The sequence below is a fragment of the Parafrankia elaeagni genome (genome assembly GCF_000374165.1).
Classification (GTDB): Bacteria; Actinomycetota; Actinomycetes; order Frankiales; family Frankiaceae; genus Parafrankia; species Parafrankia elaeagni.
In genome coordinates, this window is the sequence record NZ_KB893671.1 from 32,559 (window position 1) to 48,901 (window position 16,343).

Consider the following 16,343-nt stretch of genomic DNA (forward strand, 5'->3'; position numbering starts at 1 on the left):
CCGGATCGTGCCGACGGGGCGACGACACTCTTCCGTGGTGACCGGTGCGCGACCCGCGGAGTACTCGATGGTGCCATTCCGTGGCCGTGGTGACGACCTGCATTTCTGCCCGTAGGGGAACCCCCCGCGCAACCCTCGCGGACGTCCGGGAGAATTGCTGGTGGCGGCCTGTCCCGGCGGCCTTCCCGGGGCGCCGCGACGGCCCGCCCGGACTGGCGTCGGTACTGCTCCGGACGGCGTTCGGGCCCCGGGCCGGCGGGTTGCGGGCGGCCCACCCGCTGGCGGGTCGTGCCAGTGTCTACGTCAAGAATGCCAACGGGCCCTCGATGTCGATGGCCGCCAGGCTTGTCCCCGCCAGGTGACGGGTCGAGAGCTCTCGGGAGGTGCCTATGGCGATGCGTAGCAGGGAGGCTTCTTTGGGTGTGGAATTCCCGGTCCCGCTGTTGCTGGTGAACAAAGTGCAGCCTGTCCGCGGAGTTGGTCACCAGGGCCTTCCGTATGCTGAATGTCAACTCGCGGTGGATGTCGTCCAGGCGTGGCCGGTAACTGGGTGGCCCAGTGGTTCTTGGATGCGCAACCCGTGCTAAGGCGGGAGGAAGTTGACAGTCATCGCAACTCCCCCGAAACTCGGCGATTCAGACTGGTCGCCACGGACAGGAACCATCCGATGAGGCTCCGGTCATCGCACCTGCCGTCGCTGCCGAGGGGTGAGTAGTGGATCGCGTGCCCGTGAGCATCATCATTCCTGCCTACAACGAGGGGCTTCGGCTGCCGGAGTCGCTGCCGCGCCTGCTGGCGTCCGTGGGCCGGATCGAGATGGCCGAGGTGATCGTCGTCGACGACGGCAGCACCGACGGCACCGCCTGTGTCGCCGAGGACCTGCTCGGCGGCGACCCGCACCACCGGGTCGTCCGGCTGCCCTGGAACTGCGGCAAGGGCACTGCCGTCCGGGCCGGTGTGTCCGCGGCCCGCGGCCAGGCCATCGTGTTCATGGACGCCGACGGCGCCTCCGACCTCAACGACCTGCCGCTGCTGCTCGCCGCGCTCGAGCACGCGGAGGTCGCGCTCGGCTCGCGACGCATCGGCGCCGGCGTGACCAGAACCAGTGGCCGGAAGGCCGGGAGTTGGGCCTTCAACCAGCTCACCCGTTCGCTCGTCGCACTGGATGTCGCCGACACCCAGTGCGGGTTCAAGGCCTTCCGCCATGCCGAAGCCAAGATCCTGTTCAGCCTGACCCGGTCGACCGGGTTCGGGTTCGACGTCGAGGTACTCTCGATCGCGCGTTCGATGGGTTACCGCATCGCCGAGGTACCGGTGCGCTGGAGCGAGACACCCGGAGGCACGTTCCGGATGTCCCGGCACACCCCGGCGATGCTGGTTGATGTCGTGCGGGCCCGCCGCTACCGCAACCGGGCCGGCCTGCCACCGGTGCCCGACGGCCGGCAGCGTCTCGGCGAGCTGAACGTGCTCGACGCCTCCGAGCTCCTCGGGCGCGCGGTCACCCCACGGCCCGTCGAGCCCGGCGGGCAGCTGCTGCCGTCGCAGCCGTCCGCGGCGCTGCCTGACCGCTCCGCCGCCCCGGCCGAGAGGCCGCCTGCCGCTGCTCCGGCCGCTGCCGCGGTCGCGTTGCCGGTCGCTCCGACTGCCCTGCCGGCCGCTCCCGCGGCCGCCGCGCTGGGCGTCAGGTCGCCCGCCCCCACGCCCACGGCAGCGGTTCCGAGGCCCACCAGGCCATCCGGTCCCCCGAAGCCGTCCGGTCCTGCGATGGCGACCGGCCCCGTGCTGCCCGGCGCAGGCGGTCTGGCGCGGGCGTCCGGCTGGCTGATCCCGCCCGGCACCCTTGAGGAAATCCCTGGTCCCTACTCCTCGTGATCGTGGTCGTGAGCGCAGCCAGGCGGACACGTCTGGCGCGTATGAGACCACGGAAGGCGGACAGCGTGCGATCGGCTCGACCGCTCCGGCCAGCCGGCATCGGGGGACAAGCGCCGGCTGTGCCGGTCTCTGCTCGCCGTACGTGACGATGTATGAAGGTCGGGTCCGTCCCGACCATCGCTTGGAGTCTCCTATTTCTCCGAACCCCGCCGGTAGCGCCGTCCGGCCGGGTCTGCTCGGGCCGGCAGGCGGCCCCGGACCCGCGGAGTCCCGCGGTCGCGGTCACCCTGCGCTTCCCGCCCGCGGCCGGGGCCGTCCGGGCCCCGACGCGGGGCGTCCGGAAGGCCGACGGGCGTCCCGCTGGTCGCTGGCCGCGATGTTCGTGGGCTTCTTCGCACTGTTCCTGCTCCAGGCACCCGGCAAACTCACCGCCGACACCAAGCTGGACGTCTCGCTCGAGCCGTGGCAGTTCATGAAGGCCGCCACCCACCTGTGGAACTCGACGTCCGACTTCGGCTTTCTGCCGAACCAGTACGCCGGCTACCTGTTTCCGATGGGCCCGTTCTTCGGGCTCGGTGATCTGCTCGGTGTCCCGCCGTGGATCAGCCAGCGGCTGTGGATGGCCATCCTGCTCACGCTGGCGGCGTGGGGGACCGTCCGGCTCGCCGAGGTGCTCGGGATCGGCGGCCATGCCTCCCGCATCCTCGCCGGCCTCAGCTACGCCCTGTCGCCGATGTTCCTCGGCAAGATCGGCGCGTCGTCGGTCGCGCTGGCCGGCGCGGCGATGCTGCCCTGGATGATCATTCCGCTGATCCTCGCGCTGCGCCCAGACGGGGCCGGCGGCAGCGACACCGGCCATCGTGACGACGGTGGCGAACAGGCGGGGAAGCTGGCCCGGAACCGGCTCTCGCCGCGCCGCGCCGCCGCCCTGTCAGGGCTGGCGGTGCTCGGTACCGGCGGCATCAATGCGACCGTCACCCTCTGCGTCCTGCTGTGCCCGGCCGTGCTGCTGGTCTTCGCCGGCGGCAGCCGCCGCGCCTGGGCGCTGCGCGGCTGGTGGTGCCTGTGCGTCGTGCTGGCGACCGCCTGGTGGCTGCTCTCGCTCGCTGTACAGGGCCGCTACGGCATCAACTTCCTGCCGTTCACCGAGACGGCGGAGACGACCACGTCGACGACGTCGGTCGGGGAGACTCTGCGCGGCGCCGCGGACTGGATGGCCTACCTCTCGCTGCCGACGCCGTGGCTGCCCGCGGCCCGGGAGTACGTCTCCAACGCCGCGGCGGTCGTCGCCTCGGCCACGGTCGCCGCGTTCGGCCTGGCCGGCCTGGCCCGGCGTGACCTGCCTGCGCGCCGTCTCCTGCTGGTCAGTCTGACGGTGGGCGTGGTCGCGGTCTCGTCCTCGTACTCGGGCACCCCGGGCAGTCCGTTCGCGGACGGCCTGCGTGCGCTGCTCACCGAGCCGTTCGGGTTCCTGCGCAACGTCTACAAGTTCCAGCCGGTCGTGCGGCTGCCGCTGGCGCTGGGACTCGCGCACCTCCTCGCGGTGGCCCTGGCCTGGCGTCCGGGCCGCGCCGGATCGACGGACGCGGACGGGGCACGCCCGCCCGGGAGGGCGAACCCGCGGCGGGGCGCGGAAGGTGCCGAGGGCCGGGCGGCGGCGGGGCGCCGCCGGGTCGTACCGGTCCTGGTGTCCCTGATCTCCGCCGCGGCGCTCGTCGTCGCCATGCTGCCTCTGCTGGAGGGCAAGGGCCTGCAGCCCAGGCCGTTCAAGGAAGTCCCGGAGTACTGGGCCCAGGCCGCGGACTGGCTCGCCGAGCATCCGGAGAACGGGCGCACGCTGGTGCTCCCCGGCTCTCCGTTCGCCGAGTACCGGTGGGGACGCCCGCTCGACGAGCCGCTGCAGTGGCTCGCCAGCTCGCCGTGGGGCGCCCGCAGCCTCATCCCGCTCGGCGGCGTCGGTACCACCCGCCTCATGGACGGCATCGAGACGATGATGGCCACCGGGAACACCCCGGGGCTGTCCGCCACCCTGTCCCGCGCCGGGATCGGGACGGTGCTCATCCGCAACGACATCGAGATCAAGGACTGGGACATCCCCCCGTCCACCGACCAGCTGCGTCGTTCGCTGCAGAGCTCGGGCCTGGAGCGGGTCGCGACGTTCGGCCCCACCATCGAGGCCCGCACAGGCTCCACGGCACGGCTGATCGACACCCTGCGGCGTTCGGAGGAACGGGTGCCGTCCCTGGAGGTCTGGACGGTACCCGGCGGCGCCCGCCTGGTCCAGGCCTACCCGCTCGACACCGGCGTCGTCGTCTCCGGCGGTCCGGAGGCGCTGGTCCAGCTCGCCGACCAGGGCCTGGTCGGCTCGGACCGGGCCGTCGTCCTGGCCAGCGACCTCGCCGAAGCCGAGCAGGTCTCGGCCGCCGCGGGCGAAACGAACTCCACGACGACTCTCGCGCCCATCACCGCGCCGCCACCGGCGTCCGAGATCATCATGCCGACGACCGCGCTGGCGGTGACCGACACCAACACCCGGCGTGACTTCACCTTCGGGATCATCCGCGACGCCACGTCCTATCTGCTCGGCCCGGACGAGAACGTCGTGGGTCAGGCGGAACCGCCGAGCCAGTGGACGGACCGGCCTGTCGCCGGCCACCAGACCGTCGCGGGCTTCACCGACGGAATGTCCGTCACCGCCTCCTCCTACGGCTTCGACCTGCTCGCCGCTCCCGACTTCGCACCGCAGGCGGCCGTCGACGGGCAGACCTCGACCTCCTGGACGGCGCTGCGGCACCGCGGCGCCACCTCACAGGGCGAGTGGATCCAGCTCGACGTGGGCCGGGAACTCGCCGCGCCGTACATCGACATCCGGGTGCTCGCGGAAGGCGACTGGCGCCCGGAGGTGCACGCGTTGCGCGTCACCACCGAAAACGGCTCCGTCGTGACGCCGACCAGACCGATCGAGGACATCCAGCGCCTCGCCGTGCCGCCGGGGGAGAGCCGCTGGTTCCGCATCACCCTGGAGAAGGTCACCAACGAGGGCGATCCCACCCTCGGGGCGGGCCTGCGGGAGATCGACATCCCCGGCGCGAGCTTCCACCGCTACGCGCAGACACCGTCCGACCTGATCAGCGCGTTCCAGGCGCCGAGCCAGGGCCTGGTCGCCTACTCGTTCGAGCGCTACCGGGTCGACCCGCTGCAGCCGTTCGGCGGCTCCGAGGAGCTCACGTTCGGGCGGAGGTTCGAGGTTCCCCGCCCCATGACCTTCACCCTCGCCGGCACCGCCACCGCGCTGCCGCCACCCGCCGGCTCCGCTGTCAACACCTCCGACGCGCCGTTGATCATCCCCTGTGGGAGGGGCCCCTCGCTGATCGTGGACGGCGTCCGCCACGACCTGCGGATCGAGGGCGTCTACAGCAACATCTCCACCGCGCGGCCGTTCCGGCTCAGCCTGTGCACTGAAAACAGCCAGATCGCGCTCGGTGCCGGCTCCCACCTGCTGACGGTTGACCTCGGCGGCTCCACCATCGTCGTCGACTCCATCAGCCTGGTCGGCAACGGTGCCGTCGGCAGCACCGAGAAGCCGCGGTCGACGGCGATCGGGAGCTGGGACGCGGAGAAGCGCACCATCGAGATCGGCGCCGGCGCCGCCTCGTTCGTCTCCGTGCGGGAGAACGCCAACGCCTCCTGGACGGCGGCCCTGGACGGCCGGCCGCTCACCGCCGTCCGCCTCGACGGCTGGGCCCAGGGCTGGATCGTCCCGGCCGGCGAGGGCGGCACGGTCGTCATCGAGAACCATCCGGGCCAGTCCTACCGCCGCAACCTGCTCGTCGGGCTCGGGCTGGTGCTCGTTCTCGTGGCGGTGGCCGTCGTCCCCGACACCGCCCGGGCCCGCCGCCGGTACGCCCTCGACGGTGGTGTCCTCGAAGGTGCTCCCGAGGGTGCTCCCGGAGGTGCGGACCGCCCCCGCGGCGGGGTGGACGGCGCGCGGGGGGGCGCGGACGGCGTCCAGGCAGCCGACCGGCTGACCCGGCTGAGCCGCCGCCTCGCCGTGCGCCTGCCGATGACCTGGGCGGGCCTGGCGTTCGCGACGGCGGCCGTGTTCCTGGTCGCCGGCCCGATGGCGCTGGTCGTCCCGGTGATCGTGCTCGTCGCCCGCCGGCTGCGCTGGGTGCCCGGCCTCCTGGCGGTGGTCGGGATGATCGGCGCCGGCATCGTGGTGTCGACTGCTCCCCAGGCGCTCCCGTTCACCGGCGAGGGCCCGTTCGGGACGCCGGCGCAGGTCCTCGGCACCCTCGCCTTCGCCGCGACCATCTCCGCCCTCGCGCTGCGCCAGGTCGAACCGCCCCCGCGCGAGCCCCGGCACGTCTCCGACAACGCCCTGAACGGCGCGGAGACGATCCCGCTCCCGCGGGCGCTCCCGCACCGCGGGTACTCCGGACGCCGCGGGGTGTGATCGCACACTGATCTGAAAGGGCAGGTGAATGTCTCCCTCGGGCAAAGGCACGCTGCGCACCGGGTTCGGCTCCGCCCGTGTGGAAACGCGTCGCGGCGGCCTTGAAACAAGGCACCTGCATGCGACGGTGGACATCCGCCCGACCCCCGGCGAGACCCGGAGAGGGGCGACCTGTCCCGACCCGCAGGGCGGATCTGGTCCGACGCCTGGATCCGGCGGCGGCAGGCGACCCGGGACGTCCACCGCGGCGCGGCCGAAGCCGCCCACGCCGGTGGTCCGACAACGACGGGCGCTGGAGCTTGACGAGGAGCTCATCCTCGCCTCGGACCGCCGCCGATCGCCCCTCACCGTCGGCGTCCTCGCCGAGACGGACGCCGCCGTCCACACGGCCCGGCTGCGTGGCGCGCTCTACCGCTCCCTGCGTAACCACCCGATCGCCCGGGCGCGTATCGCCGGCGGCTTCGGTACCGCCACCGGCTGGGACTTCCCCGCCGAATCCGGTATGCCCCCCGACCTGATCCACGAGATCCAGGCCGGCCCCCAGGACGAGGAGGGCATGGACCCGGCCATCTGGCGCGCGCTGGAATCCCTGTGCTCCCGCCCGTTCAACCTGCGGTCGGAGCCCCCGGTCCGTCTGCTGCTCGCGCACCGCCCGACCGGCGACGCGATCGGCCTCGTCGCCCACCACGCGGCACTTGACGGAGTGAGCGTCCTGGCTCTTCTCCAGGAGATCATCGCCGGCTGCGCTGTGGACTCCCGCCTGCCGGCAGCCACCGTGCGAGGCTCCGGGAAAGGCGCGGACCCGAGCGCGGACGGGGCAGTGGGCCCAGCCAGCCCGGCCAGCCCGGCGGGTGCGGGCAGGGGAACGCGGGCGGGGTCGGAGGCGGCGCCCCGCCCACGGGCGGCCCGCCGCTGGACGATGCGCCACCTCGTCCCGTGCGGTCCCTCTCTCGCGCAGGGGTACGGCATCCACCCGATGGACCTGCCTGTCCCCGGGCCGGTGACGCTGGCCGACGGCCGGCGGATGACCGTGAACGATCTGCTGCTCGCCGCCGCGCATCTGGCCGCCGAACGCTGGAACACCGAACACGGCCGCCGCAGCCGGACGCTGCGGGTGCGGATGCCCCTCGCACCGGCGTCCGAGGGCTCGCGGGCGAGCGGTGACCTGGGAAACCGCTCCGGCCAGGTGATGATCACATCGACGGCCGCCGAACGCGCGGCGGCGCCGCTGCTGTCCGGCGCGGTGGTCGATCAGACCCGCGCCGCCAAGCAGAGGCCGACCGGGTGGGCCGGGGCGGGAATGACCGTGGCCGTGAGGACGGCGACGGCAGCCGTTCCCCGGTCGCTGCGGACGGCGGTCCTGCACTGCGCCGTCACGGCGGCCCGCCCGTTCCTCACCCCGAGCCTGGCAGTGAGCAACATCGGGCGGGTCGACGTCGACGCGGTGCCGGAGCCGGACCGGCCACGGATCTCGGGCCTGTCCTTCGTCGGCACCAGCGGCATGCCCCAGGGCCTCATCATCTGCGTCGCGGGCAACGGCGACCGCCTGCGCCTGACCTTCTGCCACCACCGGCACCTGTTCGACCCGGCCGGAGTGGCCCGGTTCGCGCAGATCTACCGGGAGAGCCTGGCCCTGATCACCGAGGAGGCCCGCTCCTAGGTGCTGGCGTGGCTGCGCGCACGTGCCGCCGCGAGCAGCAGATCCTCGCCGGTGGCGGGGCGTGGGCGGGTGGCTGGGCGCAGCCCACGGCGGGCGAGCGCCGCCCGGGCACCGGTGTTGTCCGCTCCGTAGAAGAGCGCGACCAGTCGTCGAGTGCCCGGGCCTGCGCCCGGCTCCTCCGGGTGGAGACCCGGTTGCCCGATGCCGGCGGTCGACGGTGACAGTTCGAACAGCAGGTCCGTGCGACGGAACACGGGCGGCTCGGCGCCGGCCGCCAGCTCGAACTCGACCAGTGTCGTCTGGTCGTCGGCGCGCCGCCGGTCGCGAGCCGGCAGGCCCGGGCCTGCCGCCGTGCGTGCGCCCGGACGCGCCGACAGGGCGAGCCGCCGGCCGCGCCCGGCAGGGGGCTCACCGGGCCCCGGTTCCGACAGCGCGCGGCCCCCACCGAGGAGGTCGAGCTCGGAGGCGATGACACCGGCGAGCAGGTCGGCGCTGCCGTCCCAGCTGAAACCGCCCGCCCAGTCGCGGGCCGCCGCACGCAGGGTGCGGGCGCGGGCCGGATCGGAGAGCAGGCCGAGCGCGCGGTCGATGGCATCGACCAGGTGCCCGGGTTCGTCCACGAGCCAGCCGGTCACCCCGTCGCGGACGGAGTCGCGCAGGCCTGGCACCCGGAAGGCCACGGCGGGCACGCCGAGCCCGTTGGCCTCCAGCACCGACAGGCCCCAGCCCTCACCGTGGGACGGGTTCACCGTCAGCCAGGCCGAGGCGAGAACGGCGTCGCGGACCTCGGGGCTGGCGAAGCCGTGCCACCGGATGACCGCGTCCGAGGAGCTGTCTCCCTGGGTGAGCCCGAGCCGTTCGGCGATGCCGGTGAGCCGCTCGCGGTCCGGACCGTCCCCGACGAGGTGCACGCACAGGCCCGGGTGCCGCGCGAGCAGCGCGGGGAGCGTCTCGATCAGCAGGTGCAGGCGCTTGTGCGGGACGAGCCGGCCGACGCACACGATGGTCGGCCGCACGGCCCGCTCCGGGAGTTCGGCGTGGCCGCCCGGGAGCGGGTCGCCCGCCGGGGTGCCCGCTGAGGCGGGGCTGCCGGCGGCCACGCCGTTGGGGACGAGGAAGCGCGCGCCGGGCAGAGCCAGCACGCCGCGGGCCTCGTCCCGGGTGGACGGAGAAACCACGGCGACCGGTCGCCGCCGGTAGATCCAGCGGCTGCCCGGCGCTTCCAGGAGTTGGCCGACGCGGGCGACCGGGCCCGGGAAGTACAGCGGGAACTGCTTCTGGTGAACGTGGTGCAGCACCTGCACCACCGGGATCCGCGGCGGGAGCACCAGCGGGCTGAAGAAGGGGATCCCGTTCTGGCAGTCGACGACCGCGTCGACGCCCTCGGCCGAGCGGGCCATCCGCGCGAGGCGCGCGAGCACCGACGGGTATACCCCGAAGGTGCCACCGCCCCGGCGGACGGCGACACCCTTCGCGTGGCTTTCCGCGGCGGCCCCCGGCGGGCGGGAGGTGAGCAGCGTGACCCGGACCCCGGCCGCGGCGAACCGCTCCGCGATGGAGTGACAGAACAGCTCGGCTCCGCCGGCCTGCGGATGCTCGTTGTCCCGCCAGTTCAGAAAGACCAGGTGGCGACCTGCCAGGGCTTGGAGCGGCCGTCGCGCGGCCGTCGTCACCGGATCACCGGACCCCGGAACTCGTGTCACCGGATCACTCTCCTCACCGGTTCGGTCGGCGGCTGTCTGCCGAGAACTTACTGACAGCTCTCGTCGCGGCCGCGACCGGTCCCGGGCGCGCGCGGTCCGACCCGGGCCCCACTCTCGGTGCCCCTGAACGTGGCCAGGACCCCGCCGGTGATGCCAGAGCCGTACCATTGCGACAATTCATGTCATCATCGCCGGTGACCTGCCTCACGTCCCGGGTGGTGCGCCACCCGGCCGCGCAGCCGACGACCGGAACCGGGAGAGGCCCATGGTGACCCGCGCTCGGGCGACCATCGCGGGGTTGGTGGCCGGGCCGGCTGCGCTCGCGGTCGCCGGCGCGGCAGCCAACGGACTCAACCTGGTGATGAACCTCGTGCTCGCGCGGGTTCTCGACCCGTCGGCCTACGGGGCGGTGGTCGTCCAGGTGAGCATCTTCATGGTGCTCTCGGTGGGTGGCAACGCGCTGCTCATCGCGGTCGTGCAGAAGGAGACCGCGGCGGACGGCGACAGCCGGCGCGAGCAGTGGGCCTGGATCCGCCGGTTGCGCCGCCGGTGTCTCGTCGGTGTCCTCATCGCCGCGGTGGTGGCGATGGTGGTCTGCCGCCCGGCGGCCATGCTGCTCTCCTACGCGCATCCCCTGGCCGTCGCCGAGGCCGTCATCGGCGCGGCGGTGTGGACGCTGCTGTGCGTGGAACGCGGCGTGCTCCAGGCCCGCGGGGCCTACCAGCGGCTCGCGGCCAACTTCATGGTCGAGGCCGCGATCCGGGTCAGCCTCATCGTCGTCCTCGTCGTCGCGGGCCTCGGGGTGAACGGAGCCGGCCTCGGGCTCGTGCTGGGCACCGCGCTGGCCACCGACCATGCCCGCAAGGGCCTCGCGAAGGTGCCCCGGGCCCTGCCGGTGTCCCGCCGCGCTGCCAGCACGGCGGCCCTGGCCTCGACCGGGCCGCTGACGATCCGTCAGGCACAGGTCGTCCGCCGGGCGGGGCTGCTCGCCAGCACCTGGGTCGCGCTCGGCGCCCTGATCCCGCTGGCCCTGCTGCAGAACATGGACGTCGTGATCGTCGGCTGGCTGAACCACGACGGCGCCGGCGAGTACGCGGCGATCGCCACCGCGTGCAAGGTGCCGGTGTTCATCGGCCTGGCGGTGGCGAACTTCCTGCTGCCCGAGGCCGCGCGGCGCCGTGCCGAGGGCCACGGCGCCGCGGCCGCGCTCGGTGTAGCCCTCGCCCTCGTCGTGGCACCGGGCCTCGCGCTCGCCGCCGCCGGCGCGGTCGCGGCCGAACCCCTGCTGTCGCTGGTCTTCGGCTCGGAGCTGGCCGGCGCGTCGTCCGCCCTGTCCATCCTGGCGCTCGGCATGACCTGCCTGGCCGTGACGCTGATGTTCGCGACCTACCTGCTCGGAGCGGCCCAACGGCGGGTGGTCGTGGTCCTGGCGGTCTGCGCCTGCGGGTCGGCGGCGGCCATCGGCGGTGCCGGCGGCGACGCCATGCGCACGGCGGTGATGGTGCTGGCCAGCCAGGCCGTGACCGCTGTCGCGCTCGGTGTGGTCGTGCACCTCGTGCACCGGGCCGACGCGCGCGGGTCCGCCCCCGTCACCAAGACGCCCTCGCCGGCTCCGGCGGCGGCCGGTGCGGTCCCGCCGTCCGCGACGGGGAGGCCCGCGTCGTCACCGGCAGTGGGGCGGGCGCAGGCTGCAGGAGTGGCGCAGGCTGCAGGAGCAAGGGACGGCGCGGGTGGCATCCGCCCGGAGCAGGCCCCACCCGGCAGCGGTGCCGGCGGGGTACGGCCCGCCGGCGTCTGGTGACCAGGCGCTCATCGCCGCCGTTCCATCGCTGACCGGATGTCGGCCCTGGAACCCGTTGTCCCGGGTATGCACCACCGCCAGAGAAACTGTGGGAGCGGCGTTCCCGACGAAACGGAGACCACGTGGTTCTCATCAGTCTGCTTGTCGAGCGCTCGCCGGGCCCGCCGGGCCCGCCGGGCCCGCCAGGCCCGCCAGGTCCGCCAGGCCCGCCAGGCCCGCCAGGCGGCGGCGGTCCGCCCCGGCCCCTGTCCTCTGTCGTCCCGCCGGCGCCGGCCGCCGGGTCCCGGCGGCCCATGGTCGACCTGGTCTGATGCCCGAATCCACGGACGCCGCCCACCGTGACCCGGACGCGACGAACGAGTTCGGCCCCGCCGCCACGCGACGGTCACAGGCTCAGCCGCAACACTGGCCACCGGCGAGACCTCCGGGCCGGACGGACAGCGGCGTCAGTCGCCGTCGCCTGATCGCCGGCGCCGGCGGCCTGGCCGCCGTCGCCGCGGGGGGTGCTGCCGCCTGGCGGCTGACCGCGGGCGGCCCGGACGATCAGCCCTGGCCGTCGGCACCGACCGACCAGGCCGGCCCGGGAGGGGGATCCACTCCCGTGCCGCCCGTCCCGTCCCGCAAGATCCCTCGCGGCCTGCTGTCGATCTTCGGTGCTCCGGGCAGCTTCGGCGAGCTGGACGATTCGTCGCCGATCAGCACGGTGGACGTCCCCGGCTGGGGCTTCGGCCCGGGCCAGGCCGCCTTCATGTCGGCGGTCGCCGCCGACGGGACGGTGTTCATCGGGACCACCCCCTTCACCGACGACCAGTCCAAGCTCACCGGCACCGGTATGGAACTGGGCCTGTTCGAGCCGGAAGAGCGCAGCTTCACCCGGCTCGCCATCCCGTCGTCCACCGGCCGGGAGACCCAGCCGCGGCCGGACCCGCTCTTCTCCGGCATCGGCGGCGGCGACGTGTCGGACGTCGTCGTCGTGCCCGCGCCGGCCGGCGAGCAGGGCGAGCGGGCAGTCTTCGTCTCGCTGATCCCCTACTACTTCTGGGACGTCCGCAGCTACGGCCAGCTCCCGGCCTTCGGGCAGCTGCGCCGCAACGGTGCCGGCGGGATCAGTGGCCGCGCCGGCGCCGGCGGCAACTGGGTCTACGACCCCGGGCTCTCCCGCACCGGCGACGCGCTCGCGGCCACCGTCGAGCCCTGGGTCGCCGCCAACGCGTTCCCGCCCGGCCAGGGAGGCCAGCCACGGTCGGCGCGCGGCCTGACATCCATCGCCCGGCTCCCACGCAGCGGGCATCTGGTGGTCGCGCAGTACCTCGGCACCGGGCAGGGCGGCACCGACAACGGGGCCCTGATCGTGCTCGACCTCGACGGGCGTGTGCGGGCCTACTGGCAGTATCCGCAGGTCCGGCCACTGGGCGTCCCCCTCGTGGTCAACCCGCGGGAGGTGGCTGCCGACCCGACCAGCGAGGTCGACGACGAGCGCTTCGTCCTGATCAGCGACTGCCGGGACGCGAACCACGCCACTCTGCCGTTTCCGATCCAGGAGTTCTCCTACCAGGCCTCGACCGGACGGATCACGCCGAAGAGCACGGCCGTGCGCGCCGTGCAGGACCGGTCCCGGATGGAGACCGCCGCCTTCGGCGCCGACGGCACCCTCTACGTCGCCCGGACGAGGGCCGACGGCCTGCGCGCGGACACCCTCGCCGTCTATCCGAAACTCGGCCGGGAGCGGGGCCTCGTCACCCGCACCCCGGCCACCGGCAACTGGCCCGTCGAGACCTGGGGCGCCGAGAACCGGCCGGACTTCCTCGTCCCCGGCACCGAACGTGGCGGGCTCGTCCGCAGCCTGACCATCGACCCCGAGACCGGAGCCGTCCTGCTGGCCGGGCTGAACGGCACGGTCACAGCGGTGCGACCCGCAGGCACCGGGGCCCGCATGACGTTCCGCATGCTCGAGCCGCTCGACGTGGGCCTCGACCGCCTGCGCGGCCCGGCGACCCGCTATGTCGGCCTGCGCCGCGGCGCGATCGACGCCCGTCGGCGCATCCTGTGGCTGCCGGTGAACCAGCTGGTGCTGGACGGCATTCCCTGGCCCTACCCGCCGTTCAAACTCGACCAGTGGCTGCTGCGGGTGAACCTGGACGTCCTGTTGGAGGACTGAGCCGCGCAGCAGGCGGTGGCACCCGGTCAGGCCGGTGGCACCCGGTCAGGCGGTGATGCCCGGTCAGGCGGTGACATCACGGCGGCGGAACAGCACTGCCGTGATCAGTACGGACACCGCGCAGAAGGCCAGCACCCGCAGGCCGGCGTCCGCCCACGGGGTGGCGTGGCCCGTCCCGCCGACAGCCATGATCTCCATCAGGTGGGCGGGCAGCCAGCCGCCGGCCGGGTCGTAGATCCGTCCGACGAGCATCTCCACCGGCAGGGCGTAGGCGAGCCCGACGGCGATCGCCGCGGCCGGCGAGCGCAGCACCACGGCGGCCAGCGCGCCGACGACGGCGTACCCCAGGGACCCGAGTGACACATTGACCAGGCTCCGGCCGACTGTCGCCATTCCCTCCCAGGTCCGCCACTGATCCGTCGGAACGCCCTTCACCGGTGCCAGCGCGAACGACAGAGCCACCGCGACGAACGCTGCCACGGCGACCACCAGTACCACGAAAAGTGCCAGTGCCAGTGCCTTGCCACCCAGCAGGCGCAGCCGGTGCGGCTGCGCGATCAGCTGGGTCCGCAGCGTCCCGCGGGAGTACTCGCCGGCGAGCGCCGCGGCCGTCACCGACAGGGCGACGACGCCCAGCAGGATCGTGACCGACACCAGGCCCTCGGCGACTCCCGCCGGCGCGGCGAGCATGGAGACCGTCACCGGGTCACCGTCGAAGTCGGTGCGGCCCGCCGAGAAGATCGTCAGCACTGCCCCCAGCGCGGCCACGGCGGAGACCGCCGCCAGTGTGCCGACGAGAAAGCGCCGGCGCAGCAGCGGCACCCATTCGGCCCGGAATGCATTGATCATGTGGCACCGCCTCGCATGGTCAGGTCGCCGTCGACATCCCCGGTCGCTTTCAGGAACGTCTCCTCCAGGTTCGGCCGATGGGTCCGGATCGACCGGAGGGTGATGCCGGCCCGCATCGCCAGCCGGTTGATGTCCGCCGCCAGCCCTCCGGGGGCGTGCGCCACCACGACCGGATGCCGTTCGACCAGCGTGGGCACGAAACAGGACTCGTCCGTCATCTCGATCTCGATGCGCAGCCCGGCGGAACCGAGAACCCCCGCCAGTCGGACCGCGTCGTCATCGCGTTCAGGCACTAGCAGAATGCGCGGGTCCTCTGCCGCCAACAGGTCGGCGACATGCCCCTGGAAGAGCATCCGACCACTGCGGATCATCACCAGGTGGTCGCAGATCTGCTCCACCTCGGACAGCAGATGGCTGGAGACGAAGACGGTCATGCCGGTCCCGGCGAGATCCCTCAGCAGGGTGCGGATCTCCCGGATGCCGGCCGGGTCGAGCCCGTTCGTCGGCTCGTCCAGAATCAGCAGTTTCGGGCGCGGCAGCAGCGCGGCGGCGATACCGAGCCGCTGCTTCATGCCCAGCGAATACGACCCGAACGGGTCGTCCGCGCGGCTGGTCAGCCCGACCTGGTGCAGAACCTCGTCGATCCGCTCCCACCGGGCGCGCCGGCCCCGCTGGCTGCGGCGCGCGCCGCCGGCACGGGTGCCCACACCGCGCAACAGCGCGAGCTGCTCCAGATTGCGCCGCGCGGACAGGCCCGGATGGAACGTCGGTCCCTCGATCATCGCACCGGTGCGGCCCAGATACCGGTCGGGTGCGCTCACCGGCTCCCCGAGTACCCGGGCGCTGCCCGCACTCGGGCGGACCAGCCCGAGCAGCATGCGCAGTGTCGTCGACTTGCCTGCGCCGTTGGGCCCGACGAACCCGGAGAGCGCCCCCGCGGGGATCAGCAGGTCCAGCTGGTCGACCACGCGTCGCTGCCCGTACTGCTTGGTCAGCCCACGCGTCCACACCGCCGCGTCGGCGGGCGCGGGTTCGGACCCGCCCGGCCGCTGCCGGATGCCGGGCCGGGTACCCGGCCGGCCCGCGGTCTGCGACTGGCACGGAGCGGTCTGCGGCACCGAGCTCGCGCTGCCGGGCAGATCACCGGCCAACGGGGCGACCGGCAGGACGGGCCCGGCGTGGCCGTGGCCCTGGCCGTGGCCCTGGCCCTGGCCGTGGCCCTGGGCGTGGCCGGTATCCGTCACCGGGCCGGCAGGGGCGTGCCGGTTCTGCGCCGGCATCGCGGGGATACCTGACGTCATGGCCTGGCTGTCGCGGTCGTGGGCATCGTCGGAATGGTCTCCTTCGCTTGATGTCTGGCGGCTCGCGGGCTCCGGCGGCGTGACGCCGGCGTTCTCTGTCGGAGCTGGCGGGAACCGAGGCGGCGCAGCCGGTCTCACCACCCGCTAACCGCAGCAGTCGCCGGAGCGGAAAGAAGCCCTGCGCCGGAGAGTGACCGGCGTGGCGCGTGCCTCATCGGCAGACCGGGTTCAGGGGTGCCTTTGTGTGACCCTCGGATCGTTGAACGAACGCACGGTAGCCGAATGTTCCGGACGGTGTCCTGCCGGGCGGCCCGCAATAGCACAGGGGCGCTCGCGCGGAGGCGCGGTGTTGAACGGACATACGTGAAGAACGGGGCGGCCGGAGCGGGCTGATTAAGGGGCCTCGCCCTGTTTCGGCCAGGTCTGTTCGGGTGGCTTTCCGCAGCCGGATTCGCCTGCACAGCCCTGCGCTCTGCGTTAGTGCCAGCCCGGTCGGAGGTTCCGTGCCGGCCACAGGTGTGGCTCATCCGACATCACGGGGCT

Annotated in this window: 8 protein-coding genes; 5 read left to right on the forward strand and 3 right to left on the reverse strand. The window is 73.4% G+C overall.

Features of this window, described 5'->3' with window-relative positions:
- Positions 1 to 729: 729 nt before the first annotated feature.
- The 3 genes from B207_RS0101930 (at position 730) to B207_RS0101940 (ending at position 7,988) form a co-directional block, all read left to right on the forward strand.
- Positions 730 to 1,872, forward strand: coding sequence for a dolichyl-phosphate beta-glucosyltransferase (locus tag B207_RS0101930; protein WP_018634819.1), 1,143 nt, complete (start codon positions 730 to 732; stop codon positions 1,870 to 1,872).
- Between the two features lie 376 nt (positions 1,873 to 2,248).
- Positions 2,249 to 6,328 (forward strand): alpha-(1->3)-arabinofuranosyltransferase domain-containing protein, encoded by a 4,080-nt coding sequence (locus B207_RS32125; RefSeq protein WP_018634820.1) that lies wholly within the window; start codon positions 2,249 to 2,251, stop codon positions 6,326 to 6,328.
- A 271-nt stretch (positions 6,329 to 6,599) separates the two neighbouring features.
- Positions 6,600 to 7,988, forward strand: coding sequence for a hypothetical protein (locus B207_RS0101940; protein ID WP_018634821.1), 1,389 nt, complete (start codon positions 6,600 to 6,602; stop codon positions 7,986 to 7,988).
- On the opposite strand, the gene B207_RS0101945 is transcribed toward B207_RS0101940, so the two are convergent.
- On the reverse strand, positions 7,985 to 9,691 hold the full coding sequence (locus B207_RS0101945) for a glycosyltransferase family 4 protein (protein ID WP_018634823.1): 1,707 nt from the start codon (positions 9,689 to 9,691) through the stop codon (positions 7,985 to 7,987). The two genes, B207_RS0101940 and B207_RS0101945, sit on opposite strands and share 4 nt — an antisense overlap.
- A gap of 265 nt (positions 9,692 to 9,956) precedes the next feature.
- Here B207_RS0101945 and B207_RS0101950 point away from each other — a divergent pair, with 265 nt between their 5' ends.
- Both B207_RS0101950 and B207_RS0101955 read left to right on the forward strand, forming a co-directional pair.
- Positions 9,957 to 11,492 carry an MATE family efflux transporter gene (locus B207_RS0101950; RefSeq protein WP_018634824.1) on the forward strand — a complete coding sequence of 512 codons (1,536 nt, stop codon included), beginning with the start codon at positions 9,957 to 9,959 and terminating at the stop codon, positions 11,490 to 11,492.
- A 310-nt stretch (positions 11,493 to 11,802) separates the two neighbouring features.
- Positions 11,803 to 13,650 (forward strand): hypothetical protein, encoded by a 1,848-nt coding sequence (locus tag B207_RS0101955; RefSeq protein ID WP_018634826.1) that lies wholly within the window; start codon positions 11,803 to 11,805, stop codon positions 13,648 to 13,650.
- Between the two features lie 63 nt (positions 13,651 to 13,713).
- On the opposite strand, the gene B207_RS0101960 is transcribed toward B207_RS0101955, so the two are convergent.
- Entirely contained in the window at positions 13,714 to 14,499 is a 786-nt protein-coding gene (locus B207_RS0101960; protein ID WP_018634827.1) for an ABC transporter permease subunit, read from the reverse strand.
- Entirely contained in the window at positions 14,496 to 15,800 is a 1,305-nt protein-coding gene (locus B207_RS32130; protein WP_230204788.1) for an ABC transporter ATP-binding protein, read from the reverse strand. The genes B207_RS0101960 and B207_RS32130 overlap by 4 nt, the downstream gene beginning before the upstream one ends.
- Positions 15,801 to 16,343: the final 543 nt, after the last annotated feature.

Excerpts from the sequence above, each read along its gene's own strand:
- B207_RS32125 (WP_018634820.1), top strand. The coding sequence starts at position 2,249 with ATGTTCGTGGGCTTCTTCGCACTGTTCCTGCTCCAGGCACCCGGCAAA.
- B207_RS0101950 (WP_018634824.1), top strand. The coding sequence starts at position 9,957 with ATGGTGACCCGCGCTCGGGCGACCATCGCGGGGTTGGTGGCCGGGCCG.
- B207_RS0101955 (WP_018634826.1), top strand. The coding sequence starts at position 11,803 with ATGCCCGAATCCACGGACGCCGCCCACCGTGACCCGGACGCGACGAAC.
- B207_RS0101960 (WP_018634827.1), bottom strand. The coding sequence starts at position 14,499 with ATGATCAATGCATTCCGGGCCGAATGGGTGCCGCTGCTGCGCCGGCGC.
- B207_RS32130 (WP_230204788.1), bottom strand. The coding sequence starts at position 15,800 with ATGACGTCAGGTATCCCCGCGATGCCGGCGCAGAACCGGCACGCCCCT.